This window comes from Bradyrhizobium sp. Ken64, from assembly GCF_055807555.1.
Genome location: NZ_JBVVPA010000007.1, coordinates 56,489 through 81,686, shown reverse-complemented (window position 1 = coordinate 81,686; position 25,198 = coordinate 56,489). Strand labels below are relative to the sequence as shown.

The 25,198-nt window shown below is 64.1% G+C and carries 27 protein-coding genes and 1 tRNA gene; 16 read left to right on the top strand and 12 right to left on the bottom strand.

Annotated features, from left to right (window positions below):
* The first annotated feature begins 34 nt into the window (after positions 1-34).
* Positions 35-829 carry a glutamine amidotransferase gene (locus AC0L2F_RS14505; protein WP_473248819.1) on the top strand — a complete coding sequence of 265 codons (795 nt, stop codon included), beginning with the start codon at positions 35-37 and terminating at the stop codon, positions 827-829.
* A 123-nt stretch (positions 830-952) separates the two neighbouring features.
* A complete protein-coding gene (locus AC0L2F_RS14500) occupies positions 953-1,765 on the top strand; it encodes an enoyl-CoA hydratase (protein WP_473248818.1) in 813 nt (270 codons plus the stop codon).
* 120 nt (positions 1,766-1,885) lie between these two features.
* Here the strand turns inward: AC0L2F_RS14500 and AC0L2F_RS14495 are convergent.
* A tRNA-Ala gene (locus tag AC0L2F_RS14495) sits at positions 1,886-1,961 on the bottom strand.
* A gap of 204 nt (positions 1,962-2,165) precedes the next feature.
* Here AC0L2F_RS14495 and AC0L2F_RS14490 point away from each other — a divergent pair.
* From AC0L2F_RS14490 to AC0L2F_RS14480, 3 genes are read left to right on the top strand one after another with little or no spacing between them, the layout of a single operon-like run.
* On the top strand, positions 2,166-2,456 hold the full coding sequence (locus AC0L2F_RS14490) for a YggT family protein (RefSeq protein WP_007598721.1): 291 nt from the start codon (positions 2,166-2,168) through the stop codon (positions 2,454-2,456).
* Between the two features lie 20 nt (positions 2,457-2,476).
* Complete coding sequence (locus AC0L2F_RS14485) at positions 2,477-2,821, top strand: DUF167 domain-containing protein (protein ID WP_007604156.1); 345 nt, start codon at positions 2,477-2,479, stop codon at positions 2,819-2,821.
* Between the two features lie 10 nt (positions 2,822-2,831).
* Positions 2,832-3,716: a bifunctional methylenetetrahydrofolate dehydrogenase/methenyltetrahydrofolate cyclohydrolase gene (locus AC0L2F_RS14480; protein WP_473248817.1), complete on the top strand. Its 885-nt coding sequence runs from the start codon at positions 2,832-2,834 to the stop codon at positions 3,714-3,716.
* Between the two features lie 37 nt (positions 3,717-3,753).
* Here the strand turns inward: AC0L2F_RS14480 and ppa are convergent, their stop codons facing one another.
* Positions 3,754-4,290, bottom strand: coding sequence for an inorganic diphosphatase (gene ppa, locus AC0L2F_RS14475; RefSeq protein ID WP_473248816.1), 537 nt, complete (start codon positions 4,288-4,290; stop codon positions 3,754-3,756).
* A gap of 175 nt (positions 4,291-4,465) precedes the next feature.
* Positions 4,466-4,975, bottom strand: coding sequence for a GNAT family N-acetyltransferase (locus AC0L2F_RS14470; protein WP_007598725.1), 510 nt, complete (start codon positions 4,973-4,975; stop codon positions 4,466-4,468).
* Positions 4,976-5,236: 261 nt separating this feature from the next.
* Here AC0L2F_RS14470 and AC0L2F_RS14465 point away from each other — a divergent pair, with 261 nt between their 5' ends.
* Positions 5,237-6,127 carry an alpha/beta hydrolase family protein gene (locus tag AC0L2F_RS14465; RefSeq protein ID WP_473248815.1) on the top strand — a complete coding sequence of 297 codons (891 nt, stop codon included), beginning with the start codon at positions 5,237-5,239 and terminating at the stop codon, positions 6,125-6,127.
* A 43-nt stretch (positions 6,128-6,170) separates the two neighbouring features.
* Positions 6,171-6,578, top strand: coding sequence for a thiol-disulfide oxidoreductase DCC family protein (locus AC0L2F_RS14460; RefSeq protein WP_473248814.1), 408 nt, complete (start codon positions 6,171-6,173; stop codon positions 6,576-6,578).
* Between the two features lie 34 nt (positions 6,579-6,612).
* Here AC0L2F_RS14460 and AC0L2F_RS14455 read toward each other — a convergent pair whose 3' ends face one another.
* The 6 genes from AC0L2F_RS14455 to AC0L2F_RS14430 form a co-directional block, all read right to left on the bottom strand.
* Entirely contained in the window at positions 6,613-7,860 is a 1,248-nt protein-coding gene (locus AC0L2F_RS14455) for a flavin monoamine oxidase family protein (protein WP_473248813.1), read from the bottom strand.
* Between the two features lie 225 nt (positions 7,861-8,085).
* The gene (gene typA, locus AC0L2F_RS14450) at positions 8,086-9,912 is read right to left on the bottom strand and encodes a translational GTPase TypA (protein WP_007598731.1); all 1,827 of its coding nucleotides are present in this window, start codon (positions 9,910-9,912) and stop codon (positions 8,086-8,088) included.
* 256 nt (positions 9,913-10,168) lie between these two features.
* On the bottom strand, positions 10,169-10,438 hold the full coding sequence (locus AC0L2F_RS14445) for a hypothetical protein (RefSeq protein ID WP_007604174.1): 270 nt from the start codon (positions 10,436-10,438) through the stop codon (positions 10,169-10,171).
* The gene (locus AC0L2F_RS14440; protein WP_473248812.1) at positions 10,435-11,865 is read right to left on the bottom strand and encodes a radical SAM protein; all 1,431 of its coding nucleotides are present in this window, start codon (positions 11,863-11,865) and stop codon (positions 10,435-10,437) included. Before AC0L2F_RS14440 ends, AC0L2F_RS14445 begins: the two co-directional genes overlap by 4 nt.
* Positions 11,846-12,562: a prolipoprotein diacylglyceryl transferase gene (locus tag AC0L2F_RS14435; RefSeq protein WP_473248811.1), complete on the bottom strand. Its 717-nt coding sequence runs from the start codon at positions 12,560-12,562 to the stop codon at positions 11,846-11,848. Before AC0L2F_RS14435 ends, AC0L2F_RS14440 begins: the two co-directional genes overlap by 20 nt.
* An 80-nt stretch (positions 12,563-12,642) precedes the next feature.
* Positions 12,643-13,407 carry a Crp/Fnr family transcriptional regulator gene (locus AC0L2F_RS14430; protein WP_063992315.1) on the bottom strand — a complete coding sequence of 255 codons (765 nt, stop codon included), beginning with the start codon at positions 13,405-13,407 and terminating at the stop codon, positions 12,643-12,645.
* A gap of 157 nt (positions 13,408-13,564) precedes the next feature.
* Between AC0L2F_RS14430 and AC0L2F_RS14425 the strand changes: the two genes are divergently transcribed.
* Positions 13,565-13,966, top strand: coding sequence for a response regulator (locus AC0L2F_RS14425; RefSeq protein ID WP_473248810.1), 402 nt, complete (start codon positions 13,565-13,567; stop codon positions 13,964-13,966).
* A gap of 14 nt (positions 13,967-13,980) precedes the next feature.
* On the opposite strand, the gene AC0L2F_RS14420 is transcribed toward AC0L2F_RS14425, so the two are convergent.
* Both AC0L2F_RS14420 and AC0L2F_RS14415 read right to left on the bottom strand, forming a co-directional pair.
* On the bottom strand, positions 13,981-15,522 hold the full coding sequence (locus tag AC0L2F_RS14420) for an alkaline phosphatase D family protein (protein WP_473248809.1): 1,542 nt from the start codon (positions 15,520-15,522) through the stop codon (positions 13,981-13,983).
* A 103-nt stretch (positions 15,523-15,625) separates the two neighbouring features.
* The gene (locus tag AC0L2F_RS14415; RefSeq protein ID WP_473248808.1) at positions 15,626-17,071 is read right to left on the bottom strand and encodes a TAXI family TRAP transporter solute-binding subunit; all 1,446 of its coding nucleotides are present in this window, start codon (positions 17,069-17,071) and stop codon (positions 15,626-15,628) included.
* 153 nt (positions 17,072-17,224) lie between these two features.
* Here AC0L2F_RS14415 and AC0L2F_RS14410 point away from each other — a divergent pair, with 153 nt between their 5' ends.
* Both AC0L2F_RS14410 and AC0L2F_RS14405 read left to right on the top strand, forming a co-directional pair.
* Positions 17,225-17,527, top strand: coding sequence for a 4a-hydroxytetrahydrobiopterin dehydratase (locus AC0L2F_RS14410; protein WP_473248807.1), 303 nt, complete (start codon positions 17,225-17,227; stop codon positions 17,525-17,527).
* Positions 17,528-17,620: 93 nt separating this feature from the next.
* Entirely contained in the window at positions 17,621-18,001 is a 381-nt protein-coding gene (locus AC0L2F_RS14405) for a YkvA family protein (RefSeq protein ID WP_473248806.1), read from the top strand.
* A 78-nt stretch (positions 18,002-18,079) separates the two neighbouring features.
* Here the strand turns inward: AC0L2F_RS14405 and AC0L2F_RS14400 are convergent, their stop codons facing one another.
* Positions 18,080-19,054, bottom strand: a complete 975-nt coding sequence (locus tag AC0L2F_RS14400; protein WP_007598751.1) for an NADPH:quinone oxidoreductase family protein — start codon at positions 19,052-19,054, stop codon at positions 18,080-18,082.
* 233 nt (positions 19,055-19,287) lie between these two features.
* Between AC0L2F_RS14400 and AC0L2F_RS14395 the strand changes: the two genes are divergently transcribed.
* From AC0L2F_RS14395 to argG, 6 genes are all read left to right on the top strand, one after another.
* Entirely contained in the window at positions 19,288-20,127 is an 840-nt protein-coding gene (locus AC0L2F_RS14395; protein ID WP_473248805.1) for an SDR family oxidoreductase, read from the top strand.
* Between the two features lie 117 nt (positions 20,128-20,244).
* Positions 20,245-20,892: an invasion associated locus B family protein gene (locus AC0L2F_RS14390; protein ID WP_473248804.1), complete on the top strand. Its 648-nt coding sequence runs from the start codon at positions 20,245-20,247 to the stop codon at positions 20,890-20,892.
* A gap of 167 nt (positions 20,893-21,059) precedes the next feature.
* Entirely contained in the window at positions 21,060-22,262 is a 1,203-nt protein-coding gene (rlmN, locus tag AC0L2F_RS14385) for a dual-specificity RNA methyltransferase RlmN (protein ID WP_473248803.1), read from the top strand.
* Between the two features lie 45 nt (positions 22,263-22,307).
* The gene (locus tag AC0L2F_RS14380) at positions 22,308-22,802 is read left to right on the top strand and encodes a hypothetical protein (RefSeq protein WP_007604202.1); all 495 of its coding nucleotides are present in this window, start codon (positions 22,308-22,310) and stop codon (positions 22,800-22,802) included.
* A gap of 56 nt (positions 22,803-22,858) precedes the next feature.
* Positions 22,859-23,635, top strand: a complete 777-nt coding sequence (locus AC0L2F_RS14375) for a phosphatase PAP2 family protein (protein WP_007604204.1) — start codon at positions 22,859-22,861, stop codon at positions 23,633-23,635.
* Positions 23,636-23,728: 93 nt separating this feature from the next.
* A complete protein-coding gene (gene argG, locus AC0L2F_RS14370; RefSeq protein ID WP_473248802.1) occupies positions 23,729-25,066 on the top strand; it encodes an argininosuccinate synthase in 1,338 nt (445 codons plus the stop codon).
* The last annotated feature ends 132 nt before the right edge of the window (positions 25,067-25,198 follow it).

The window sequence follows — 25,198 nt, the reverse complement described above, 5'->3', positions numbered from 1 at the left end:
CTGGCGGTCTGAACCGATAGCACTCGCAGAGACCATGTCGTTCCGGACGGACAGGTTTGGTGGCGCAGAAGTGGTGCCCTTCCCCGGAAGGACGCCGAACGTCGCTGCCTCCGAAACCCGGTTGCCGGTTCTGATCATCCTGCATCAGGAATCCTCGACGCCCGGCCGCGTCGGCAATGCGCTGCGCGCGCTCGGCCATCGCCTCGACATCCGCCGTCCCCGCTTCGGCGATCCGCTGCCTGAGACCCTCGACCAGCATGCCGGCGCTGTGGTCTTCGGCGGTCCCATGAGCGCCAACGATCCCGACGACTACATCCGCCGCGAGATCGACTGGCTCGAAATCCCGCTCCGCGAACAGCGGCCGTTCCTCGGCATCTGCCTCGGCGCGCAGATGCTGGCGAAGCAGTTAGGGGCCCGCGTTGCGCCGCATGCGGATGCACTGACCCAGATCGGCTACTACCCGATCCGCCCGACAGCAGCGGGACACCGGCTCTGCCCGAATTGGCCGGCGCGGGTCTATCACTGGCATCGCGAAGGCTTCGAGTTGCCGGTCGGCACTGAACTGCTTGCGGAAGGCGATGATTTTCCGGTGCAGGCGTTCCGCACCGGCAACGCTTTCGGCGTGCAGTTTCATCCTGACGTGACCTACGCGATGATGCATTGCTGGACCACGCGCGGTTATGACGGGCTCAGCGCGCCCGGCGCCCGGCAGCGGCATCATCATTTCGCGGACCGTGCCGTCTACGATGTCGCGGAACGCGCCTGGCTTGATCATTTCATCGACGGCTGGCTGGCGCGTCGGCCGGTTCTGGCGCAAGCCGCCGAGTGATCGCGCCTTCTCAGGTCCTTAACGCAGGTTCTTGGCGCAAGCCCTTGTCTCATCCCTTGATATGCTAAGCTCGGTGCCAACGAGCGCGCGCGAAATTGCGCCGGCAAACAGAGGGAGAGCGTCATGGCCTACGAACACATTCTCTATGAGGTCAGCGACAAGGTCGCGACCATCACGCTCAACCGTCCCGACCGCATGAATGCGTGGACGCCCATCATGGAGCGGGACGTGCGCCATGCGATGGAAGCATCGAGCGCCGATGACAATGTCCGGGTCATCGTCATCACCGGGGCAGGCCGTGCCTTCTGCGCCGGTGCCGACATGGATGCATTGAAGGGGCTCGACCCCGATGATATCAGACGTGCGTCGAACCTGCCGCCGTTCGACATGAACCGGCGGCCCGATTGGCAGACGCGCTATGGCTTCTACCCGTCGATCGGAAAGCCTGTCATCGCCATGCTCAACGGCGCGACCGTCGGCATCGGCCTCGTCCACGCGCTCTATTGCGACCTGCGCTTTGCCGCCGACAACACGGTGTTCACGACAGCCTTCGCGCGGCGCGGCCTGATCGCCGAGCACGGCATCAGCTGGATGCTGCCGCGAATCGTCGGCCACGCCAACGCGATGGATCTGTTGCTCTCGGCGCGCCGTGTTTCGAGTGACGAGGCGCTGCGGATCGGCTTGGTCAACCGGCTCTGCTCACCAGAGAAGCTGCGCGAGGAGACCTATGCCTATGCGCGCGACCTCGCCGATTTCGTCTCGCCGAGCGCGATGGCCGTGATCAAGCGGCAGCTCTACGAGGTGCCATTCCAGACGCTGGCGGAGGCGACGATCGCGGCCAATCGGGACATGATGGTGGCGCTGAACGGCAGCGATTTCCGGGAGGGAGTCGCGAGCTTCATGGAGAAGCGGCCGCCGAGGTTTACGGGGAAGTAGGGGGGATTTCGGATGGAGCCCGCCGTCGCCCTTCGGGCTATGGCGGGGCAGCCTTCGCTCACTTCGCCGCGAGAGACCTTCCGGGCTTGCCTAGCCGTAGCTCGCGAAGCGAGCGAAGGCTGGTGGAGCCAGGCGGGATCGAACCGCCGACCTCGTCATTGCGAACGACGCGCTCTCCCAGCTGAGCTATGGCCCCTTTTGTAGGCCGCTCTGGTCAATGCGGCCGACAACCGGGCGCCATTTAAGTCCCCGCCAAGGTCAAGTCAAGGACGGGTGTAACCCGGTTTTAGCCATCCCGGCACCGACTTCCCTTGTTTGGACCGGGGGGAACCGATATCTAGCAACAGGCGTCAATCCCGACCGCAGCCAGAATTTTCAAAAGCCAGAGTCTTCAAAAGCCATGCGTGCCGTTCTCGACATCGTCATCATCGTGCTCGACCTCTACGTCTGGCTGCTGATCGCGTCCGCGATCCTGTCCTGGCTGATCGCCTTCAACGTCGTGAACACCCGCAATCAGTTCGTTTCGGCGGTAGCGGAGTTCCTGTACCGAATCACGGAGCCGGTCCTGGCGCCGATTCGCAATTTCCTGCCCAGCCTCGGCGGCCTCGACATCTCGCCGATCATCCTGATCCTGCTCATCATGTTCATCGAGCGGGTGATCCTGTATTACATCTACCCGAACGTGATCTAAGCAGGCTGGAGCGCCCTGGGTTGCCAAAGAACCTTGGTATCAAGGAACCTTGGCGTTACGGGGCCGCAGGCATCAGCATCGCGCTGCGGGTAACGCCGCGCGGCGGCCGCGACGACATCGACGGGATCGAGCAGCTCTCCGATGGCCGTAGCGTGCTCAAGGTGCGTGTGCGCGCCATCGCCGATGGCGGCGAGGCCAACAGGGCCGTTCTGGTGCTGCTGGCGAAATCGCTTGGCGTGCCCAAGGCCAGCGTCAAACTCCTGTCGGGAGCGACCTCGCGGCTGAAGCAGATCGCGGTCGACGGCGATCCGGCGCGGCTCGGCGAAGCCCTGCGCCAGCTCGCATCAGCCAAATCGACAGACTAAGGGAACTGACATGACCGCCAAGATCATCGACGGAAAAGTCATCGCCGCGGAACTGCGCGCCCGCGTCGCCGACGAGGTCGCACGCGTCAAGCGCGAGCACAATCTCGTGCCGGGCCTTGCGGTGGTCCTGGTCGGAAGTGACCCGGCGAGCGAGGTCTATGTTCGCTCGAAGCACACCCAGACCCAGGCCGCCGGTATGGCCTCGTTCGAGCACAAGCTGCCGGCCGACGTCTCGCAGGCAGATCTCCTGGCGCTGGTCGCAAAACTCAACGGCGATCCCGCCGTGCACGGTATTCTGGTGCAATTGCCGCTGCCCAAGGGCCTCAACACCGAAGCCGTCGTCAATGCCATCGATCCCGCCAAGGACGTCGACGGGCTGCATCCAAACAATGCCGGCCGCCTCGCCGGCGGCTTCGAGGCGCTGTCGCCCTGCACGCCGCTCGGCTGCATCATTTTGACCAAGAGCGTGCATGCCTCGCTCGAAGGCATGAACGCCATCGTCATCGGCCGCTCCAACCTCGTCGGCCGCCCGCTGGTGCAGCTATTGCTGAACGAGAATGCCACGGTGACCATCGCGCATTCGCGCTCGCGCGACCTGCCCGGGCTCGTGAAGCGCGCAGATCTCGTCTACGCCGCGGTCGGAAAGTCCGAGATGGTGCGCGGCGACTGGCTGAAGCCGGGGGCGACCGTGATCGACGTCGGCATCAACCGGATCCCGAAGGACGACGGCAAGACGCGTCTCGTCGGCGATGTTGCCTATCAGGAAGCGCTCACCGTGGCTGGCGCCATCACGCCGGTGCCGGGCGGCGTCGGTCAGATGACGGTCGCGTGCCTGCTCGTGAACACCTTGCGTGCGGCCTGCGCGATTGCGGGGCTGCCGAAGCCGGCGGTGTAGTTCACCTCGCCCCGCAAGCGGAGCGAGGGAGCAGAGCTCAGGCCTTCTTCTTCTTCTCGCGATCGATGCCTTCGAGGATCAGCTTGTGCGCATCCCCGGGTCCGCCCCAGCGCAGGATCTTCACCCACTTGCCTGGTTCGAGATCCTTATAGTGTTCGAAGAAGTGCTGGATCTGCTGGAGCGTGATGTCCGGCAGGTCGGAATACGACTTCACCTTGTCGTAGCGCTGGGTGAGCTTCGACGACGGCACCGCAAGAATCTTCTCGTCGCCGCCGGCTTCGTCTTCCATGAACAGCACGCCGACCGGGCGCACGCTCATGACCGCGCCTGGAATGATGGCGCGGGTGTTGATGATGAGGACGTCGCAGGGATCGCCGTCATCGGACAGCGTGTGCGGAATGAAGCCGTAGTTCCCGGGATAACGCATCGGCGTGTAGAGGAAGCGGTCGACCACCAGCGTGCCGGCTTCCTTGTCCATCTCGTATTTGATCGGCTCGCCGCCTACGGGGACTTCGATGATGACGTTGACGTCGTGGGGGACGTTTTTCCCGATCGAGACCGCATCGATACGCATTCAAGGCTCCGTTGTTGCCGAGGTTAAATCGCACCCGGCAGCGATTTTGGCGCTGTCATACGCGGGCTTGGCCCGCTGATCCATCGCGTTTTTGTGAAATAATGAATCCGGCGATCACCGGCTCAAGGCAACGGTATCGACGGAAGGAAAACGCTGCCGGCCGGACTTCAGCAGCTCAATTGGTCCAAGCGAAGGCAACCTTGTCGAGCGACTTCGGCCCGAAACGTTCCGAGGAGCGCGCCACCATGCGGCCGCCCAGCGCGCGGTAGAACTCGGTGGCCGGATCGTTGTCCGAAAGCGCCCACACCACCATGCTCTTCAGGCCGCTCTGCATCAGGTCGCGGCGGGCCGCGGTGAACAGGCGGCGGCCAAAGCCCAGGCCTTGGAATTCAGGACGCAGATAGAGCTCGTAGACCTCGCCGTCGAAATGCAGGCTACGGGCGCGGTTGCGGCCGTAATTGGCGTAGCCCGCGATCTTGTCGCCGAACACCAGGACGCTGACGCGGCTGCCCTTGCGGATCGCGCTGTCCCACCATTGCGGACCGCGGCGGTTGATCAGCTTTTCCAGTTCGGCGCCGGGAATGATGCCCTGATAGGCGGAGCGCCAGGCTTCGTCATGGGTGGACGCCACCGCAGTTGCATCTGCGGCTTTGGCCGGCCGGACCTCGATCAGGGTTGTGCTCATGGACGTGATCAAACCAAGTCGCCGCGCCGGCGGCAAGACCTATCCTTAATTATCGGTTAACCTGTGGACTTTCTGCATCAGTATTTGAACCATGTTGTACCGAAAAAAGACAAACGCCGATTCGAATGGCACCCGGGTGCTCTGCGCCAGTGCAAAACTGCTCTGCGGCAACGAATGGACGGCAATGGCAACGCAGAAAGTCTGCCGATAATGATTCGTTCCTACTAGTCTAACTGTCGCAGTTCTCGCCTCCGGCAATTCATGCGGCTCCTCAACATTCTCGTGCTTCTGGCTTTCTTGGCCTTGCTGACCGCGCCGCCCGTGCGCGCTCAGGTCATTTTTGGTTCGTCCGGAGCGGAGGGCGATCCGTTTCGCCGGCAGCAATGGCGCGTGCCGTCACCGGATACCGACATCGCCGCACATGCCCTGCTGTTTCGCCCGCCGGGTGCTGGCCCGTTCCGGCTTGCGGTGATCGCGCATGCTTCGACGCAAAATGGCTTGCGGCGCGCGCAAACACCACAGCCGGAATACCGCGCACTTACGGCGTTCCTCATCGCGCGCGGCTTCGCCGTGCTGGTGCCGGAACGGCTCGGCCATGGCGTAACAGGCGGCCGTTATGTCGAGGACCAGGGTGGCTGCGACGAGGCGGACTATGTGCGCTCGGGCCGCGCAACGGCCGACGAGATCGCGCTCGCGCTGGAGGATGTGCGAAAGCAGGATTTTATCCGCAAGGACGCCGCGATCGTGATCGGCCATTCCGCCGGCGGTTGGGGCGCGCTGGCGCTCGCGAATGCCGATCCGAAGACGATCTCCGCCATCATCGCCATTGCGCCGGGCCGCGGTGGCCATGCCAATGACGAGCCGAACCGGATCTGCGCGCCGCACACGCTGCTCGCGGCGGCGGCTGAATTCGGCAAGGCCGCGCGCATCCCCGTCACGTGGCTCGTCGCCGCTAATGACAGCTACTTTGCACCGGCATTTTCGCTTGCGTTGGTCGACGCGTTTCGGCGCAGCGGCGGCAAGGTCGAGTTCCGTGCGCTGCCGGCCCTGGGGAGCGAGGGGCACTGGATGATCGAGGGCGAGGCCGGCGTCAAAGCCGCGAGTGCCGAACTCGATCGCGCGCTGAAGCCGGCGGCTGGCAAAAAGCCATGACGCTGTGTTTCGTGGGTCACGCCCTGATATTGGACAATCACTGATGCCCAAATGGCCTGACGATGACGTCATCCTGTTCGACGGCGTCTGCATCTTCTGCTCGCGTTGGGTGCGGTTCGTCGCGCAGCGTGACACGTCGAAGCGGTTTCGCTTCACGCCGATTCAATCTGACTATGGCGCCCGGCTCGCGCGCGCGTTCGGCATCGATCCGGATGATCCCGACACTAATGCCGTCATTCACGGCGGCGAGGTGTTCATGAAGTCGGACGCGGCGCTGACGGTGCTATCAAAGCTCCCCGGCTGGGCTTGGGTGAGCGCACTGTTCGCCGTACCCAAGCCGCTGCGAGACCCGATCTACAGCCTCATTGCGCGGAATCGCTATCGGATTTTCGGGAAGTACGATGCGTGCTTCGTGCCGGATGCGGATTTGCGGACACGGGTGATCGAGTAACACGTCGCTGCGCTCGCAATGACGGAGTGCGTGGTTACGGTTTGCCCAGAACCCCCAGCGCTTCCTGCGCCGCGCGTTCCCCTGAATCCCTCGCCCCATGCGCCGTCGAGAAAAAGTTCGGCGACGTTGCTTCTCCCGCAAAGAACAGCCGCCCATCGACCGGCGCCGCCAGCGCGGCGCGGTCACCGGCGTGTCCCGGCAGCGCGTGCGAGTAGGAGCCTCTCGCGAAGGGATCATGCGCCCAGCGCGACTCGTAGAGTGGATTCAGCTTTCGCCTGATATCGTTGCCGAGCAGGCCTGCGATCTCGTCGATGCTTTGCGCTGCAATAGCGCCTTCGCCGGCATCTTCCAGTTCGCGCGCAAAGCTGCCGCCGAAAAAGCCTTCGATGCAGGGCTGGCCGAACGGGCGGATATGATAGGTGCCCATGTCGGTGCGCATCGTGGCGCCGCGCAAATTTCCTTCCTTCGGGAAGGCTTCGGCATCCTCGAGCGCCAGCGTCACTTTGTCGTCGACGCCGAGCGGCAGGCCGGCTGCGGCATCGACCTTGGCGGGGAGAGATGGCGAGAACCGGATCGCCTCATTGGCGATGAGATTGGTCGGCACGGTGACGATCACCTTGTCCGCGACCAGCGTGCCCTGCGATGTCTCGATGCGGATGCGCTGGCCGGAATGATCGATCAGCGTGACGTTGCAGTTCAGCGCCACCGGGCAGGGCGCGCCATAGGCCGCGATCAGAGCGCCGTAACCGCGGCGGACGCGCCAGTTGAGGTCGCTGTCCTCGTAGGCGTCCCAGTCCAGCGTCGACATGTCCTTCAGCTCGCAGCCGTTGATGTAGGTGGAGATCGCGTCGATCATGGGGTTCCAGCGATTGCCGGGCTCCAGGCTCAAGCTCGCGGGTAAATCCTGGCCCTTCTGGGCGACCTTCCACAGTCGCTGATAGAAGGCGTCCATCGCGTGCATGAAATCGTCGCGCTCGGCTTTCGGAAACGCGTTGCCATAGGCGCGCTCGCGCCAGGGCGGGAGGTCCTTGTTGACCTCGAAGCCGAGCTGCTTTGCAATCGCGACGAAGGAGTTGTTGTCCGCCGAATGCAGCCAGCCGCAGCCCACGTCGAACGTGACTTCGGGCGAGGCCTGCACCGTCCAGGCCCGGCCGCCGAGCCGGTCCCGCGCCTCGAGCACGATCGCGGAGAGGCCGGAGCCTGCCAACGCATGCGCCGCGCCGAGGCCGGCGGCGCCCGCACCGATGATCGCGACGTCGACGGAGGAGGGCAGGGAGCTCATGGGCGGGCTCTAGCACGTTCGCAAAGAGTGCTGAAGCCGGACGGACACACATCTCGCGTGTCCCGGACGCGGTGCGGCGCTTCCCGGCGATGCGAAGCATCGTCCGGTGCGCCGCTCCGCAGAGCCGGGACCCAAGGTGATGTGGAGGTGGTGAGAGTAACTGGGCCCCGGCTCAGCAGCGCATCACTGCGTGCTGCGCTGCGTCCGGGGCACGAGAGCGGAAGCTTAAGCCACCGCTTCCTTGGACTTCTCCGCGCGCTTGCGCTCGTTCGGGTCGAGGTGCCGCTTGCGGAGGCGGATCGACTTCGGCGTGATCTCGACCAACTCGTCGTCCTCGATATAGGCCAGCGCCTTTTCCAGGGTCATGCGGATCGGCGGGGTCAGGCGCACCGCTTCATCCTTCGACGTGGTTCGGATGTTGGTGAGCTGCTTGCCCTTGAGCACGTTGATCTCGAGGTCGTTGTCGCGGGTATGCTCGCCGACGATCATGCCCTTGTAGACCTTCCAGCCCGGCTCGATCATCATCGGGCCGCGATCTTCCAGCTTGAACATGGCGTAAGCCACGGCTTCGCCCTGGTCGTTGGAGATCAGCACGCCATTGCGGCGGCCCTGGATCTCGCCCTTGTACGGCGCGTAGCCGTGGAACAGACGGTTCATGATCGCGGTGCCGCGGGTGTCGGTGAGCAGTTCGCCCTGGTAGCCGATCAGGCCGCGGGTCGGCGCGTAGAACACCAGCCGCAGGCGGTTGCCGCCGGACGGCTTCATCTCGATCAGCTCGGACTTGCGCTCGCTCATCTTCTGCACGACGACGCCGGAATGCTCCTCGTCGACGTCGATGACGACTTCCTCGATCGGCTCCAGCGTGGCGCCGGTGGCCTCGTCCTTCTGCAGCACGACGCGCGGACGCGACACCGAGAGCTCAAAGCCCTCGCGGCGCATGGTCTCGATCAGGATCGCGAGCTGCAATTCGCCGCGGCCCGAGACTTCCATCGCGTCCTTGTCCGAGGCTTCGACCACGCGCAGCGCGACGTTGCCTTCGGACTCGCGCAGCAGGCGGTCGCGGATCATGCGGCTGGTCACCTTGTCGCCTTCGGTGCCGGCGAGCGGCGAGTTGTTGACGATGAAGGACATCGACACGGTCGGCGGGTCGATCGGCTGCGCCACGAGCGGGGTGTCGACCGAGGGATCGCAGAAGGTGTCGGCGACGGTGCCCTTGGTCAGGCCGGCGATCGCGACGATGTCGCCTGCCTCGGCTTCGTCGAGAGGGGTGCGCTCGATGCCGCGGAAGGCGAGGATCTTGGTGATGCGGCCGGTCTCGATGGTCTTGCCGTCGGCGCCCAGCACCTTCACGGCCTGGTTCGGCTTGATCGAACCGGAAGAGATACGGCCGGTGATGATGCGGCCGAGATAGGGGTTGGCTTCCAGAATGGTGCCGATCATGCGGAACGGGCCTTCCTCGACGGTCGGCGGCGCGACATGGCGCACGATCAGGTCGAATAGCGGCTGCATGCCGGCTTCGTGCGACCCGTCCGGGCTCTCGGCCATCCAGCCCTGCTTGGCCGACCCGTAGAGGATCGGGAAGTCGAGCTGCTCCTCGCTGGCATCGAGCGCCGCGAACAGGTCGAACACCTCGTTGATGACTTCGGTCGCCCGCGCGTCGGGACGGTCAACCTTGTTGATCACGACGATCGGCTTCAAACCGACCTTGAGCGCCTTGGAGACCACGAATTTGGTCTGGGGCAACGGACCTTCGGCGGCGTCGACCAGCACCAGCGCGCCGTCCACCATGTTCAGAATGCGCTCGACCTCACCGCCGAAATCGGCGTGGCCGGGGGTGTCGACGATGTTGATGCGGGTGTCCTTCCACTGCACCGAGGCCGCCTTGGCCAGGATGGTGATGCCGCGCTCGCGCTCCAGATCGTTGGAGTCCATGGCGCGCTCGGTCACCTTCTGGTTCTCGCGATAGGTGCCGGATTGCTGGAGGAGGCGGTCGACCAGGGTCGTCTTGCCGTGGTCGACGTGGGCGATGATGGCGATGTTGCGAAGGTTCATGAGTGAGCTTCTTTGCGGTCGGACAATGGGTTAAGCGCGATCTCGCCGGTCAGACCGGGACCTCTTCTCGAAACAACGCTTGAAGACTGGAAACGGGGCGCTTTCCGCCCAAAAGGGAAAGCCCGGCATATCGACCGGGCACCCTACGCGTTGCGGCGCAATATAGGCAAAAACGGCCAAAAAACAATGTGTTCTTTGGCCGTTGGTTGATTGAATTTTGTCCGGGGATTCCCGGGGGTTAGGCGAAAAGCTGGGCTCAGCCGCGCCGGCCCTTGATGGCGGCCCAGATCAGGGCGACCCCGCCCAGCCCCACGACGAGGCCCAGGAACACCAGGGGCGCGACGTCGGAATCGATCCGGCCTCTGTCGGATATGGAGATTCCGCCGAACAGGAGTGCACAGGCGCCGGGCAGCAGCAGGATGATCCCAAAGATCGCCATGAGCGCGGTCAGGCAGCCGCTGCGCTGGTTCGGCGGGGCAGGAGGCGGTCCCGGAGGGGCTGGCGGCGGCGCGTCGCTGATGCTCATGCCTGCAGGACTCCTTCGGTTGACTGTGCCGCCAGTTCGGCGCGGATGCCGTCGATCTTTCCGTTCCGGTAGAACAAATTGTAGGTGTCGAACGGGATGATCGCGCCGTTCTCGGTGACGAAATGGATACAGCTGCGCTTGACGTTGCCGACGCAGAAATTGAACCGGTCGAGAAACTGCACGATGGTGACGCGGAATACGTTTTCGTAAGTGATGCCCTGCGGCACCTCGAAGCTCGGCAGGCAGCACAGCAATTCGCAGACGCGCTCGCTCGTGTTCAGCGGTCCAGAGGACAGCGAGAACAGGTCGATGAATTTCTCCCTCAATGCCGGATGCTTCTCCGGGCTTATCGTATTGGGCAACAATGCGACGAGTTGCTCCTGCGGGATCAGCGAGGTCAGCGGCAGCACTTTCTCGCCGTTGCGCAGGCCGTAACCGATCGAGATGCTTTCGGGGTTGCAGGGTAGCGGGATCATGTCCTTGTCGCCGAACACGCCGGTTTCGACCACGCGCTTGCGGATCTCCGACAGCATGATGCGGTCGGTTTTCTTGTCGAAATTCTCGTTGCGGCCGGCATCCTGCACCGGCTGCAGCGTGACGCCGCGCACGCATTTCCAGCTCAGCGCGTGGCGAACGATGTCGCCGATCTCGGCATCGTTGACGCCACGCTTGATGGTCGCCACCAGCGTGGTCGACACGCCGCAATGCTCGAGATTCTCCAGCGCCTGCTGACGGATCTTGCGCAAATCAGCGCCGCGCAGATTGATCAACGCGTCGCGTTCGAGCGAGTCGAACTGGAGATAGACCTCGAGCCCGCGCTTGTTCTCGGCGAGCCGCGCCACGAAATCCTTTTCGCGGGCGATACGCAGGCCGTTGGTGTTGATCATGACATGGCGGATCGGGCGGGCGCGCACCGCATCGAGGATCGCGAAGAAATCCGGATGCAGCGTCGGCTCGCCGCCTGAGATCTGCACCAAATCGGGCTCGCCTTCGCTCGCGACCAGCGCGTCGAGCATTCGCTCGATCTTGACCAGCGGCGTGAAGCTGGTCCGCGCCGGCGAGGAATCGGCAAAGCACACCGGGCAGGTCAGATTGCAATGCTCGGTGATCTCGATCAGGGCCAGGCAGGAATGCTGCTCGTGGTCGGGGCACAGGCCGCAATCGTAGGGGCAGCCGAATTCGGTATGCCGTTGAAAGGCGAGCGGCCGGTCGCCCGGCTTGATGAAATCCTTGCACAGGCGCCAATAGACTGCGTCCGTCGACACCAGCGTGGACTGGACGCCATGCTCCTTGCAGCGCTTCTCGTACCAGACCTCGTTGTCGAGGATCTGGATCTTGGCCGGCACCAGCTTCAGGCAGGTCTCGCAGAGAGATTGGGTCTGGCCCCAGAAGATATAGGGGCGCGACTTACGCAACGGCGCGTTCATGCATGGGTCTCGCTTTGGGCGCCCTCGCCAGCATGACGACGGCGTAGAGCAGGATGGACAGCGACAGCAGGTGAAACAGCGTGAAGGGGCCGATCAGCGTGCCGTAGGGCTTGAGGAATTCCCACAGGAAGCGCTGTGCGCCATAGTAGACAAGGACGAGGTAGAACCCATTGGTGATCACAAACGCGCTCTGGTTCAAGACCGCCAGCACGTAGAGCAGCGCGAATACCCCCATCGCGGCGCTTTCGTAGAGCTGCACGGGATGGCGAAGGAGGCCGTCGCCGAAATCATGACCCCAGGGCCATGCCGTCGGCGTGCCGTAGGTGAAATCGTCGAGGCCCGCGAAATAGCAGCCGAGCCGGCCGATCGCGATGCCGAGCGCCAGCGGCAGCGCAAAACGGGCGCCGGTTCGGACCGTGATCCCTGCGGACCATTTGTAGAGCTCGATCGCCACGATGCCGCCGGCGAGCGCACCTTCCACGGAGCGCGCGATGCCGCTCTGGCCCGACAGCCACAGATTGGCGGAGCCGAACAGATAGGCCCCGAGGCCCGCACCGAACACCAAAGCGGCGAGGTAGGACCGCTCGAAGGATTGCGCCGGAAACCGCAGGCCCTGTCGCGACAGCCAGTAGAGGACGACTGCCGCCACCAGCCACGCTGCGATGTCGAAGAGAGTGTGAAGGAAAGCCCCGCTCATGTGGGGGACACTAGCCCAGGTTCCCGCCCGGCGGGATAGTGCGGCCGCTCCTTATCCCCGAAGAGGGGCGAGGCAGGCGGCTAGCCGGCTTGCCGCTCTTCGGTCGGATAGACGCCGCGCAGCACCTCTTCGAAGTGCATCTTCACGGCCTCGTTGCACATGCAGGCGCGCAGGCGCAGGCCCTCGCGATTGCGGACCAGGATCGATCCGCGCCGCGTGTCGAGCACGCCCTCCGCCTTGAACGACTGGAGCACGCGGCTGGCATAGCTGCGGCCGACGCCGAGCAGCGTCGCGAGTTGCTCGTGGGTCAGCGGCACGCTGCTCTCGTCGCCGGTCCGCTCCATCGCCGCCAGCATCCATTTGGCGGTGCGCTGCTCGATCGAGTGAATGGCATTGCAGGCGGTGGACTGGAAGATCTGCGCCAGCATGCAGTCGGCGTAGCGAGCGAAGACATGGCGCAACGAGGGCGAGCGCTGCTTGGCGGCTTCCAGCTTGCCGACGTGAATGCGCGCAAACGGCCCGCCGAATTTCACGCAGATCCGGGTGTAGGCCGGCAAGAATCCCTCGCTGACGATGCCGCCCACCGCGCCTTCGCGGCCGACCAGGATGGTCTCGACATCGCGGCCGTCCTCGTTCGGAACGAGGAAAGTCGCAAGCGACGGTCCGCAGGGGAAGTGGACGACCTGGACGTCGTCGCCGGGGTTGTAGAGCAGTTCATTCGCTGCGGCGCTTTCGAGCATGACGTGTGGCGCAAGCAGGGCGAAATCGGCCGCGCTCAAGCGCCGCAGCAGATTGTTGGTCGGCCGGCTGTCGATCTCGGTGGCGTTGCTGGTTCGCGCGTCCATCTTAAACTCCCCATCCGCCTCCACATTAGCGAGTTCCGTCGAGGTCCTGTGTGCACAAGTGGACAGACCTGACAACTGTGATGTGGTGGTTTCGTTCCGGGAACCTTCCGCGCCGGGTACAGGCGTCGTAGCCCGGTATCCCAGTCAGAGAAACCTCATGCTCCAAGTTGCGATGATGGCACCCGCCGTTTCCGATGGTCCAAACTGTCCCGCCGATGTTCTCATCGTCGAGGACGATCCGATCATCGCAATCGACTTCGAGGATCGCCTGCTCGGATTTGGCGTGAAGAGCGTGCGCACGGTCGGTTCAGTGGCACAGGCGCTGGCCGCAATCGCGGCGCATGTCCCTGAATTCGCCTTGCTCGATGTGGGATTGAGTCGCGAGAACAGCTTTGCGGTCGCCGAACGGCTCGCGGCGTTGAAAATTCCCTTTGTGTTCGTCACCGGTTACGGCGCTGACGCGCGCATCCCGCCGGAATTCGCCGGCCAACCGCGATTGCAGAAGCCGTGTTCGAGCGACGCGCTGGAGGCGGCGCTCCAGGTACGCGCGGCGGACTAGCTAGCGGTACGGCGTCAGGCCGGCTTCGGATCGAGCGTGGTCGACCACAGCGCGACGTCGGCGCGGTCGCGCAAGGTCACCGTCATCTGGCCGGAAGCGCCGTCGATCTTGACGTGACCGAAGAACTGCATGCCGGCGGACGGCGGCAGGTTCTGGTTGTCTTTCCCCGGCGCCTTGACGAAACGCACCTCCGGCCCAAACGTATTGTCGAGCGCGTTCGGACCGAATGTGCCCGCGTGAAGCGGCCCCGACACGAATTCCCAGAACGGCTCGAAATCCTGGAATTGCGCCTTGTTCGGATCGTAATAATGCGCGGCGGCGTAATGCACGTCCGCCGTCAGCCATACGGTGTTGCTGATCGGCGCCATCTTGATGAAACGCAGGATGTCGGCGATCTCGAACTCGCGGCCGCGCACCGGGCCGTCGCCCTGCGCAATGGCTTCCGATCCCCCCTTCGGCGTGTCCGACACGACGAGGCTGAGCGGCATGTCGGAGGCGATCACCTTCCAGGTCGCGCGCGAACTCAAGAGACCGCGCTTGAGCCAGGCGACCTGGTCGGGGCCGAGGAAATAGCTGGCCGGGCCGTAAGCGGTTTCGAGGTTGGGGCCGTTCGGGCCGCGATAGCTGCGCTCGTCGAGCACGAACACGTCCAGATGCGGGCCGTAGGAGATCTGGCGATAGACGCGACCGGGCTCGACGATGCTCTCGCGCATCGGATACATCTCGTGGAAGGCACGGCCTGCGCGGGCCGCAAGCAGTGCGATGTCGCGCTCCTTGTAGGTCGCCGGCAGCTCCTTCGACAGAGACCAGTTGTTGGTCACCTCATGATCGTCCCACTGCACGAAGATCGGCACTTCGGCATTGAAGGCGCGAAGATTGTCGTCGGTGAAATTGTATTTGTGCGCGGCGCGGTACTCGTCCAGCGTCTCGGCGACCTTGGCCTTCTCGGGAATCGTGACATTCTTCCAGGTCTTGCCGTCGGCGAGCTTCACCTCGGCCTGGATAGGGCCGTCGGCATAGATGGTGTCGCCGGAGTGCAGGAAGAAATCCGGACGGTGCTTGCGCATCGCCGAGAAGGTGAACATGCCGCCGTCATCGGGGTTGATGCCCCAGCCTTGTCCTGCGACATCGCCGCCCCAGACGAAGCTGACGTCGCGGCGGTCGGCGGGCGCGGTGCGGAAGCGGCCGGTCACCGGTTCGCCCTCCACCGAGGTGTGCGACAGATCGCGGAAGCGGACGCGATAGAAAATGTCCTGTCCGGCCGGCAGGTTTTCGATCAGCATCTTTGCGGTGAAGTCGCTCTCGGGCAGCGCCGCGATTGGCGGCAGTGCGCGGGCATCCTTGAACGACTCCGTCGTCGCTACGTCGACCAGCATCTGCGCGGGCCGGTCGGTGCGCGCCCAGACCACGCCGCCGTCGACGGTGACGTCGCCCGACTGCACGCCATGGGTCACCGCCGGCCGGTCGGCCGCGCGGGAGAGATGGGGCATGGCGACCGCGCCGAGCGCGCCGGCACTGGTCGTCAGGAAACGGCGGCGGGAGAATTTGATGTTCATGGGACGGTCTCGATATCGCGTGAGGCAACCAGCCAGAGCGGTCGCAACGGTGAAGCCCGACGCTATATTGAGACAATGTGACGCAGCGATAACGCACGAGCGCTTACGCGTTGCTGGCGGCCCGGAATTGCGCGCCGGCGCGCTGCAGGTTCTGCGGCAGGCTGAACAGCACCGCCTTGCGGTCGGCAACCGCCGCATGGAACTGGTCGAGCGCGATGTTGAAGGCGGTGAGCGCACCTTCCTCGATCGCGCCGTGGTCGTAGCAGCGCAGCGTGTCGCGCAGAATCTCGTCGGCCTCGGTCTGCATCTGATCGAGATCTTCGGTCGTTTCGCTCTTTCGAGCGGCGGTGATCATGTCGAGCAGCCGCTCGCGCAGATGGCTGTTGTTGTCGCGCTCGTCCTTTTTCAGATAGCCCGCAAACCAGGCGCCGATCGAGCCCATGGCCGAGAGCGCCATCAGGGTCCACCAGATGTAATCGCTGTATCTGTCGAGGAAGGTCTTTTCTTCGCCGTCGACGAAAGCGGCGGCGCCGGGATGCACGGGAATCACCGCATCCTTGTCGGTGTCTGGCGTTTCGATCTTCGCCGCCAGCGGAAATTCCGTCACCAATTGCTGGCGTGCGGAGAACAGCTGGCGCGTGAACGCCGCGATGGTGGTTTCGGACACGGCTTTGCGCGCCACGATGTGGTGCGAGAAGCTGATGGTCTTGACCTCGTCGTCGGGACGATCGGGCGAGCCGCCGTAAGTGCCCGCGGGAATCTCGGCCGCTTCATAGACCGGATGATTTTGCGCAATCGCATCGGCGGAATCGATCGCGAGGAAAGTCGGCGTGCCGAACTCCTTGGCGGAAGTGGCGATCGCGTCCGAAGTGATCTTGCTGTTGACGGGACCGGCCGCGAGATAGGCATCGACCTTCTGCGACTTGATCGCCTCGGCAACTTCATTGGCCGGGAATTGCACGATCTCGACCTTGGCGGGATCGACGCCGTATTGCTGCAGGATCACCTTGAGCAAATTGACGTTGGCCTGGGTGCGGCCAACCACGCCGACCCGATGTCCGGCGAGCTGCGCGATCTTGGTGATCTTCGCGCCCTTCTTCTTGCCTTTGACGGGTACCGACCACAACACCACGACATTCTTGCGCAGGGTCGCAACGGCTTGTGCATTTTTCGGCACGTCGAGATCGCCGCGCACGATGGCAAGATCGGCTTTGCCTTCCGCCAGCAGATTGGCGCTGGCGGTGGCGCCATCGGTCTGGATCGGGCGCAACCGCACAGAACTCTTGTGCTGCGCGAAGGCCTGGGTCAGCGCCTGCACAACCTTGACGTCATCGCTGTTGGCGGGGCCGACCGCGATCTTCAGCGTCTCCGGCCGCATGGCAAAGTAGTAGCCGCCGGCGAGCGCGCCAAAGATCGCGAGCACCAGCGCGAGAGTCACGAGCGCCGTCTTCCGCGCCGATGATCGCGGCGAGGGCGGGTTGGGCGCTTCGGCCAGGTCCAATCCCCCGGTCATCGATCTCCCGAACAGTCGCTTGAGGCTCAGTTTCATCTTGGCCGGCGATTTACGCCCGCAAGTGTAGCAAATTTCTTGTCCGGCAGGGTTACATCTCCGTCATGGTTAGCGGATGGGGTCTAATCCCGTATGAACCCGGGGCGTCAGTGCGATGTTAGGGTAAAGTTCCCCTGAAGGATGGAGGCAACGATGGCAGAACGGCTCTCGGCGGAGGCGCGCAGGCAGGCGCTGGGCGGATTACCTGATTGGAGCGAGGTTCAGGGACGCGACGCGATCGGGAAAACCTTTGTCTTCAAGGATTTCAACGAGGCGTTCGGCTTCATGACCCGCTCGGCACTGGTCGCCGAGAAGATGGACCACCACCCCGAATGGCGCAATGTCTACAAGACGGTGGAGGTGGTGCTATCGACCCATGACGCCGGCGGCGTCACCGCGCTCGACATCGAGCTCGCCAAGGCGATGAACGCCATCGCCAAGCTGACACCAGGCTGACGTCTTGCAGGGGCCGGCCGCGTCCCCATCTTGTGATCAGCAGGGGATGCGGCGATCCGCCACCCCAGGCTGGAACGGGGAGTTTTTCCGAAGATGGCTGCCGAACACAGCGTCGGTTTCGAGCCGGCCGACCGGCTCGCGGAAGATCGTGAGAGCGTGCGTCGCCGCTTCTGGCGGAAGCTGAAGCGTGTCGCCGCGCAACTGCCGTTCGCGGAGGATCTGCTCGCCGCCTACTACTGCGCCTTCGACCGGCAGACGCCGCGCCATGTCCAGGCCTCGCTGCTCGGGGCGATCGCCTATTTCATCCTGCCGTTTGATTTCGTTCCCGACGTGATGCCGATCCTCGGCTTCACCGATGACGCCGCAGTGCTCGCCACCGCGATCCGCATGGTTGCCAGCCACATCACGAACGAGCATCGCGAAGCCGCCCGCGCCGCGCTGAAGCGCGGGGTGGATGAGGGGGAGGCGCACTAGCAGCGCGCCGCTCCAACTCCAACGTCGTCCTGGCTTTCACCAGGACGACTCGGGGAGGGGGTCTTCGCCACCCCACCCTCACGGATGCAGGATCACCTTGCCCATGGCCTGACGTCCCGCGAGCACCTTCAGCGCATCCGCCGTCTGCGCCAGCGGGAAGACGCGGTCGACATGCGAGGAGATCTTTCCTTCCGCCGTCCACTTCACGAGCTTCTCGAGATTGGCGCGGTTCTTTTCCGGGTTGAGGCGCGTCCACGCGCCCCAGAACACGCCGCGGATGTCACAGCCTTTTAGCAGCGCAAGGTTCAGCGGCATCTTCGGAATATCGCCGGCGGCGAAGCCGATCACGAGGAAACGGCCTTCCCAGGCAATCGAGCGCAGCGCCTGCTCGGCATAGGTCCCGCCCACGGGATCGAAGATGATGTCGACGCCCTTGCCGCCGGTGAGCTTTCGCAAGCCTTCCTTCAAATCTTCCTTGCCGTAATTGAGCGTGAGTTCTGCGCCGTGCGCCTTCGCGAATTCGAGCTTCTCGTCCGACGAGGCGCAGGCGATCACCTTCAGGCCCATCAGCTTGCCGAGCTCGCACGCGGCAAGTCCGGTGCCGCCGGCGGCGCCGAGCACCGCGAGCGTCTCGCCCGGCTTTGGGCTGGCGCGATCTTCCAGCGCGTGCAGCGCGGTGCCGTAGATGATGATGATGCCGGCCGCGCGGTCATAATCGAGATTGTCGGGGATCTTCACGATCGATGCCGCCGGCAGCGCAATCTTTTCGCGCGCGCCGTTGTGGCCGCAGGAGGCGACGACGCGATCGCCGACCTTCAGATCGGTCACGCCGGGGCCGATGCTCTCGATCACCCCAGCCACTTCGGCGGCCGGCGAGAACGGGAATGGCGGCTTGATCTGGTACTTGCCCTGGATCATCAGGATGTCGAAGAAGTTCAGCGCCGCAGCCTTGATCGCGATCACGGCTTCGCCGGGACCGGCCACCGGATCCGGCACGTCGGCCAGAACGAGATCGTCGGGCTGGCAATATTGCGAGCAGAGGATGGCTTTCATGGCGGCACCTTCTTGAGAGCACTTGGCGTTTCGAGGCAGAATTATAGTTTGGCTGTTTCTGCCGGATTTAGCGCGGTCCCACAATCCGGTTTCTTTGTCTGAAATTACATTCGGCCCTATCCTCGTCATTGCGAGCGCAGCGAAGCAATCCAGAATCCGTGCCGCGGAAATAGCCTGCATTGCTTCGCTGCGCTCGCAATGACGGAAGAAGAAAGAAAGGGAGGATTCAAACGATGTTTGAAACAGGTCTGCTCAAGGACAAGCGCATCCTCGTCACCGGCGGCGGTTCGGGTCTCGGTGCTGCAATGGCGCGCCGCTTCCTCGCGCTCGGCGCCGAGCTCGTGATCTGCGGCCGCAAGCTCGATCGCCTCGACGCGACGGCGAGCGAGATGCGCGAAGAGACCGGCGGCAGGGTCACGACGATCGCCTGCGATATTCGCGATGGCACCGCCGTCGATGTGATGATGGACGCCATCTGGCGCGAGGCGCCGCTCGATATTCTCGTCAACAATGCGGCTGCGACTTTCATTGCGCAGAGCGAACATCTCTCATTCCGCGCCGCGGATGCGATCCTCGCGCCGACGCTGCATGGTGCGATGTATTGCACGCTTGCCGCCGGCAAGCGCTGGATCGACGGCAAGCATGGCGGCGTCGTGCTCTCGATCCTCTCGACCTCGACCATCACCGGCCGCGCCTTCACCGTGCCGTCGGCGATGGCGAAGTCGGCCGTGCTGGCGATGACCAAAAGTCTCGCGGTGGAATGGGGCCCGAAGGGCATCCGCGCTGTCGCAATCGCGCCGGGACCATTCCCGACCGCCGGCGCCTCGGGCCAGCTCCGCCCCGAGGGTCGCGACGAAGGGTGGGCCGCGCGCAACCCGATGGGACGCGCCGGCGAACACGGCGAGCTTGCCGACCTCGCCAGCTTCCTGGTCTCCGACCGTGCAGGCTATATCAACGGCGAGATGGTGGTGATCGATGGTGGCGCGCATTTGCGCAGCTCCGGCGCCGAGGATCTGTTGCGCTGGACCGATGCGCAATGGTCGGAGCAGCGCGCGGCGCGATCCCGGGCCTAATCACCGCGACTTTCGCTAACTGCCTTCCCAAATTGGACTTTCCCGGCTATCCCTGCCGCGGGGACAACGCGCGGCCGGGCCATCTTCCAGTCACAATATTGAGGGAACCACTCCAGCATGTGGCGGGTGCTGATTTTAGCTTTGATGACGGGCGTGGCGGCCTGTGGGGTCACCGATTCCACGCGGGCGCAGACGGCGCAACCTGCGCCCAAAACTGCACCGAAATCGGCTGCGCCGGTCGCCAATACCACCGGAAAGACGGCTGCAAAGCCCGAGAGCAAGCCGGCGGCCCCGCACGCGGCGGTTGCGGGCGGTGCCGAGCCGACCCTGATCGGTCAGTTCGGCACCTGGGGCGCCTATTCGGCCGCGCCCAATGGCAAAAAGGTCTGCTTCGCGCTGGCCAAGCCGTCGTCGTCGAAGACCAACCCGCCGAATCGGCCGCGCGATCCGGCCTATGCATTCGTCTCCACCCGCCCGGCGGAGAAGGTCAACAACGAAGTCTCGGTCATGATCGGCTACGCGCTGAAGCCGGGCTCTGAATCCTCGGTCGAGGTCGGCGGGGCCGCTTTCGCCATGTACTCGCAGGGCGACGGTCTCTGGATCAAGAACGCGGCCGAGGAAGAGCGGATGGTCGAGGCCATGCGCAAATCCGCCGATCTCGTGGTCAAGGGCATGTCGTCCAAGGGGACCGAGACGACCGACACCTTTTCGCTGAAAGGCCTTGCCCAGGCGCTCGACAAGATCGCGCAGGATTGCAGGCGTTAAGCCTGCGGTCGATAAGGTCGCAATCGGCAGTTCCGGTTGCTATATAGGGGCGGTTCCAAGTTTTTCCGTCATTCCGGGATGGTCCGCAGGACTGGACCCGGAATTTCGATATTCCAGCTTCGATGCTTTGCATCGCGCCGGAACGACACCGTGATCAGGTCCATTCAATGCAACCGACGACTGAGCCGCACAACACAACGCTGGTGGAGAAGACCCCGCTCGAAACCTATGTGCCGCCGGCGAGGCCCTCGCTGATCGGCCTGTCGCGCACCGAGCTTGCCGATCGCCTCGGCGAGATCGGCGTCGCGCCGGCGCAGCGCAAGATGCGCGTGCAGCAGCTGTGGCACTGGATGTATTTCCGTGGCGCCCAGAATTTCGAAGAGATGACGTCGGTCTCGAAGGGCATTCGCGCCGAGCTCGCGCAACATTTCACCGTCGACCGGCCCGAAGTCGTGGCCGAGCAGATCTCCAACGACGGCACCCGCAAATGGTTGCTGCGGTTGCCGAGCGGCGACAATGTCGAGCGGGCGCATGAAGTCGAGTGCGTCTACATCCCCGAAACCGATCGCGGCACGCTGTGTGTGTCCTCCCAGGTCGGCTGCACGCTGAACTGCTCCTTCTGTCACACCGGCACGCAGCGCCTGGTGCGCAACCTCACCGCCGGCGAGATCGTGGGACAGGTGATGGTCGCGCGGGATCGTCTGAACGACTGGGCCGATCGCGAAGACGGCACGCGCCGCGTCACCAACATCGTGATGATGGGCATGGGCGAGCCGCTCTACAATTTCGACGCGGTGCGCGACGCGCTGCTCATCGTCGGCGACAACGAAGGCATCGGCATCTCCCGCCGCCGCATCACGCTGTCGACTTCGGGCGTGGTGCCGAACATCGTGCGCGCGGGCGAGGAAATCGGCGTCATGCTCGCGATCTCGCTGCATGCGGTGCGCGACGAGCTGCGTAACGGACTGGTGCCGCTCAACCGCAAATATCCGATCAAGGAATTGCTGCAGGCCTGCCGCGATTATCCGGGCGCCTCGAACGCGCGGCGCATCACCTTCGAATATGTGATGCTCAAGGGCGTCAATGACTCGCTCGAAGATGCCAAGCTGCTGGTGAAGATGCTCAAGGGCATTCATGCCAAGATCAATCTGATCCCGTTCAACCCCTGGCCCGGCACCGCCTATGAGTGCTCGGATTGGGACCAGATCGAAAAATTCTCCGAATACGTCTTCAACGCTGGCTATTCCTCGCCGGTGCGCACCCCGCGCGGCCGCGACATTCTGGCCGCCTGCGGCCAGCTCAAGTCGGAGACGGAAAAGCTTTCGGCGCGCGAGCGCCAGACGCTACGCGCCATGGCGATGACGGACTGAGCTGATGCGCGCACATGCTCTCGCAATGACGGCGAGGGTGGCGTGATGTCCCTGATCGGCCGCCTCGTCGTCATCTTCATCGGCTTTCTCGCCGCCTGCTTCGTCGGCGGCATGATCGTCGTGGTCGCGCTGCTGTTTCCGGAGTTCGCCGATCTCGGCGCCGGTCCCGTCGATCAGGGCACGATCGATATCGTGCTCGGGTTCGGCTTCATCTTCGTCTCCGGTTTTGCGCTGGTGCCGGCGGCGGTGATCGTCGCGATCACCGAGGCGCTCTACATCCGCAGCGCGCTCGCCTATGCCGTGGGCGGAGGCGTCGTGGGGCTCGCCTGCTATCTCGGGCTCGTCCCATTTCATTCCGACACGCTGCAATTCGAAGGCATCGTGCGGCGGCATCTGGAGATCATGACCGGCGCCGGTATCGTCGCCGGTGTCGTCTACTGGCTGATCGCCGGCCGCAACGCCGGCGCCTGGCGCAATCCGCCGCCCCTGCGAAAACCACCCCCGCCACTGCCGTCGAATTCGCGGCCGGATGCCCGGTGACTTTCTGATTTGCCACGGGGTTTTCATCCCCTCCCCACTCGGCTAAACCGCGCGCCATGAACCGGACTGGACTCTTCATCGCCCTGGCGCTGTGGCTCGTGATTGGCGTTGTTTTCGGCCTCTATCCCGAGCTTGATCTCAAACTCGCCGCGCTGTTCTTCGACCCCGCGACGAAGTCGTTTCCGCTCAAGCTGAACGATTGGGCCGGCTTCGCGCGCGATGCCGCGATGTGGGTCGCCTGGGCCTTCGTGCTGCCCGCGCTGGTCGCGCTTGTGGTCAAGATGGTCAAGCCCGACCGCCCGCTGATGGTATCCGGGCGCGCGATCGTCTTCCTGCTGGTCACGATCATCATGTCGGCCGGCATCCTTACCAATCTCGCCTTCAAGTCCTATTGGGGCCGGCCGCGCCCGGTGGTGGTGACGCAGTTTGCCGGCGACCAGCAATTCGTGCCGTGGTGGGACCCACGCGGTGGCTGCGCGCGCAACTGCTCGTTCTTCTCGGGCGAGGGCGCGACCGCGTTCTGGACGCTGGCGCCCGCCGCACTGGCACCGCCGCCGTGGCGACCGCTCGCTTATGCCGGAGCCGTGATGTTCGGGCTCGTGACCAGCGGGCTGCGGATGGCCTTTGGCGGCCACTTCTTCACCGATGTCTCGATCGCCGGCCTCGTCACCTTCGTCGTGATCTGGTTTGCCTACGCGCTGATTTACCGCTGGCCGCGGACCCGGTTTTCGGACGAGGCGGTCGATGCGGCCCTGACCCGGCTGAACATGCCCGCCTACCGGCTCCGCCAGCGCCTGTTCGGCCGCAAGGCGGGTGCCGAGCCGTCAGTTTGAGCCATTAAAGGGGTGCCGATCCCCGCGAAATTTGATATTCGCGCGGTCAACCCGTGAAACGACATCCGCCCTTCGAGACCGATTGGAAGCCCCATGACCACGATCCTGAAAAGCCTGCCCAAGGGTGAGAAAGTCGGCATCGCTTTTTCGGGCGGCCTCGACACGTCAGCGGCGCTGCTCTGGATGAAGCAAAAGGGCGCGCGCTGCTACGCCTATACCGCCAATCTCGGCCAGCCCGACGAAGCCGATTACAACGAGATCCCGCGCAAGGCGATGGAGTTCGGCGCGGAGAAGGCGCTGCTGGTCGATTGCCGCACGCAGCTCGTCCATGAAGGTATTGCCGCGATCCAGTCCGGCGCCTTCCACATCTCCACTGGCGGCATCACTTATTTCAACACCACGCCATTGGGGCGCGCGGTCACCGGCACGATGCTGGTCGCAGCGATGAAGGAGGACGGCGTCAACATCTGGGGCGACGGCTCGACCTTCAAGGGCAACGACATCGAGCGTTTCTATCGCTACGGCCTGCTGACCAATCCGGGCCTGCGCATCTACAAGCCCTGGCTCGACCAGCAGTTCATCGACGAGCTCGGCGGCCGCGCCGAGATGTCGGCGTTCATGACCGCCCAGGGCTTTGCCTATAAGATGAGTGCCGAGAAGGCCTATTCGACCGACAGCAATCTGCTCGGCGCGACGCATGAAGCCAAGGATCTCGAAAGCCTCGACAGCGGCATCAAGATCGTCAACCCGATCATGGGCGTGCCGTTCTGGCGTGACGACTGCAACGTCAAGGCCGAGAAGGTCGTGGTGCGTTTCGAGGAAGGCCAGCCGGTCGCGCTGAACGGCCAGACCTTCAGCGATCCCGTCGCGCTGTTCCTCGAAGCCAACACGATCGGCGGACGCCACGGCCTTGGCATGAGCGATCAGATCGAGAACCGCATCATCGAGGCCAAGAGCCGCGGCATCTATGAAGCGCCCGGCATGGCGCTGCTGCACATCGCCTATGAGCGCCTCGTCACCGGCATCCACAACGAGGACACCATCGAGCAGTACCGCATCAGCGGCATGCGCTTGGGACGTCTGCTCTATCAGGGCCGCTGGTTCGATTCGCAGGCCCTGATGCTGCGCGAGACCGCGCAGCGCTGGGTCGCGCGCGCGGTCACCGGCGAGGTGGCGCTCGAGCTGCGCCGCGGCAACGACTACTCGATCCTCAACACCGAAAGCCCGAACCTGACCTATGCGCCGGAGCGGCTCAGCATGGAGAAGGTCGAGGACGCGGCGTTCACGCCGGCCGATCGCATCGGTCAGCTCACCATGCGCAACCTCGACATCAACGATACCCGCGCCAAGCTGAAGCTCTACAGCGACACGGGCCTGTTGTCCGGCAGTGAAGGCTCGCAGATTTTCCGGCTGGAGAGCGACAAGGGCTGAGGCGCCCGTAGCCCGGATGGAGCGAAGCGAAATCCGGGACTTTCCACCAAGCCGATAGAACCCGGATTGCGCTTCGCTCCATCCGGGCTACGAAACAAAAAAATGGCCGGGATTGCTCCCGGCCATTTTGCA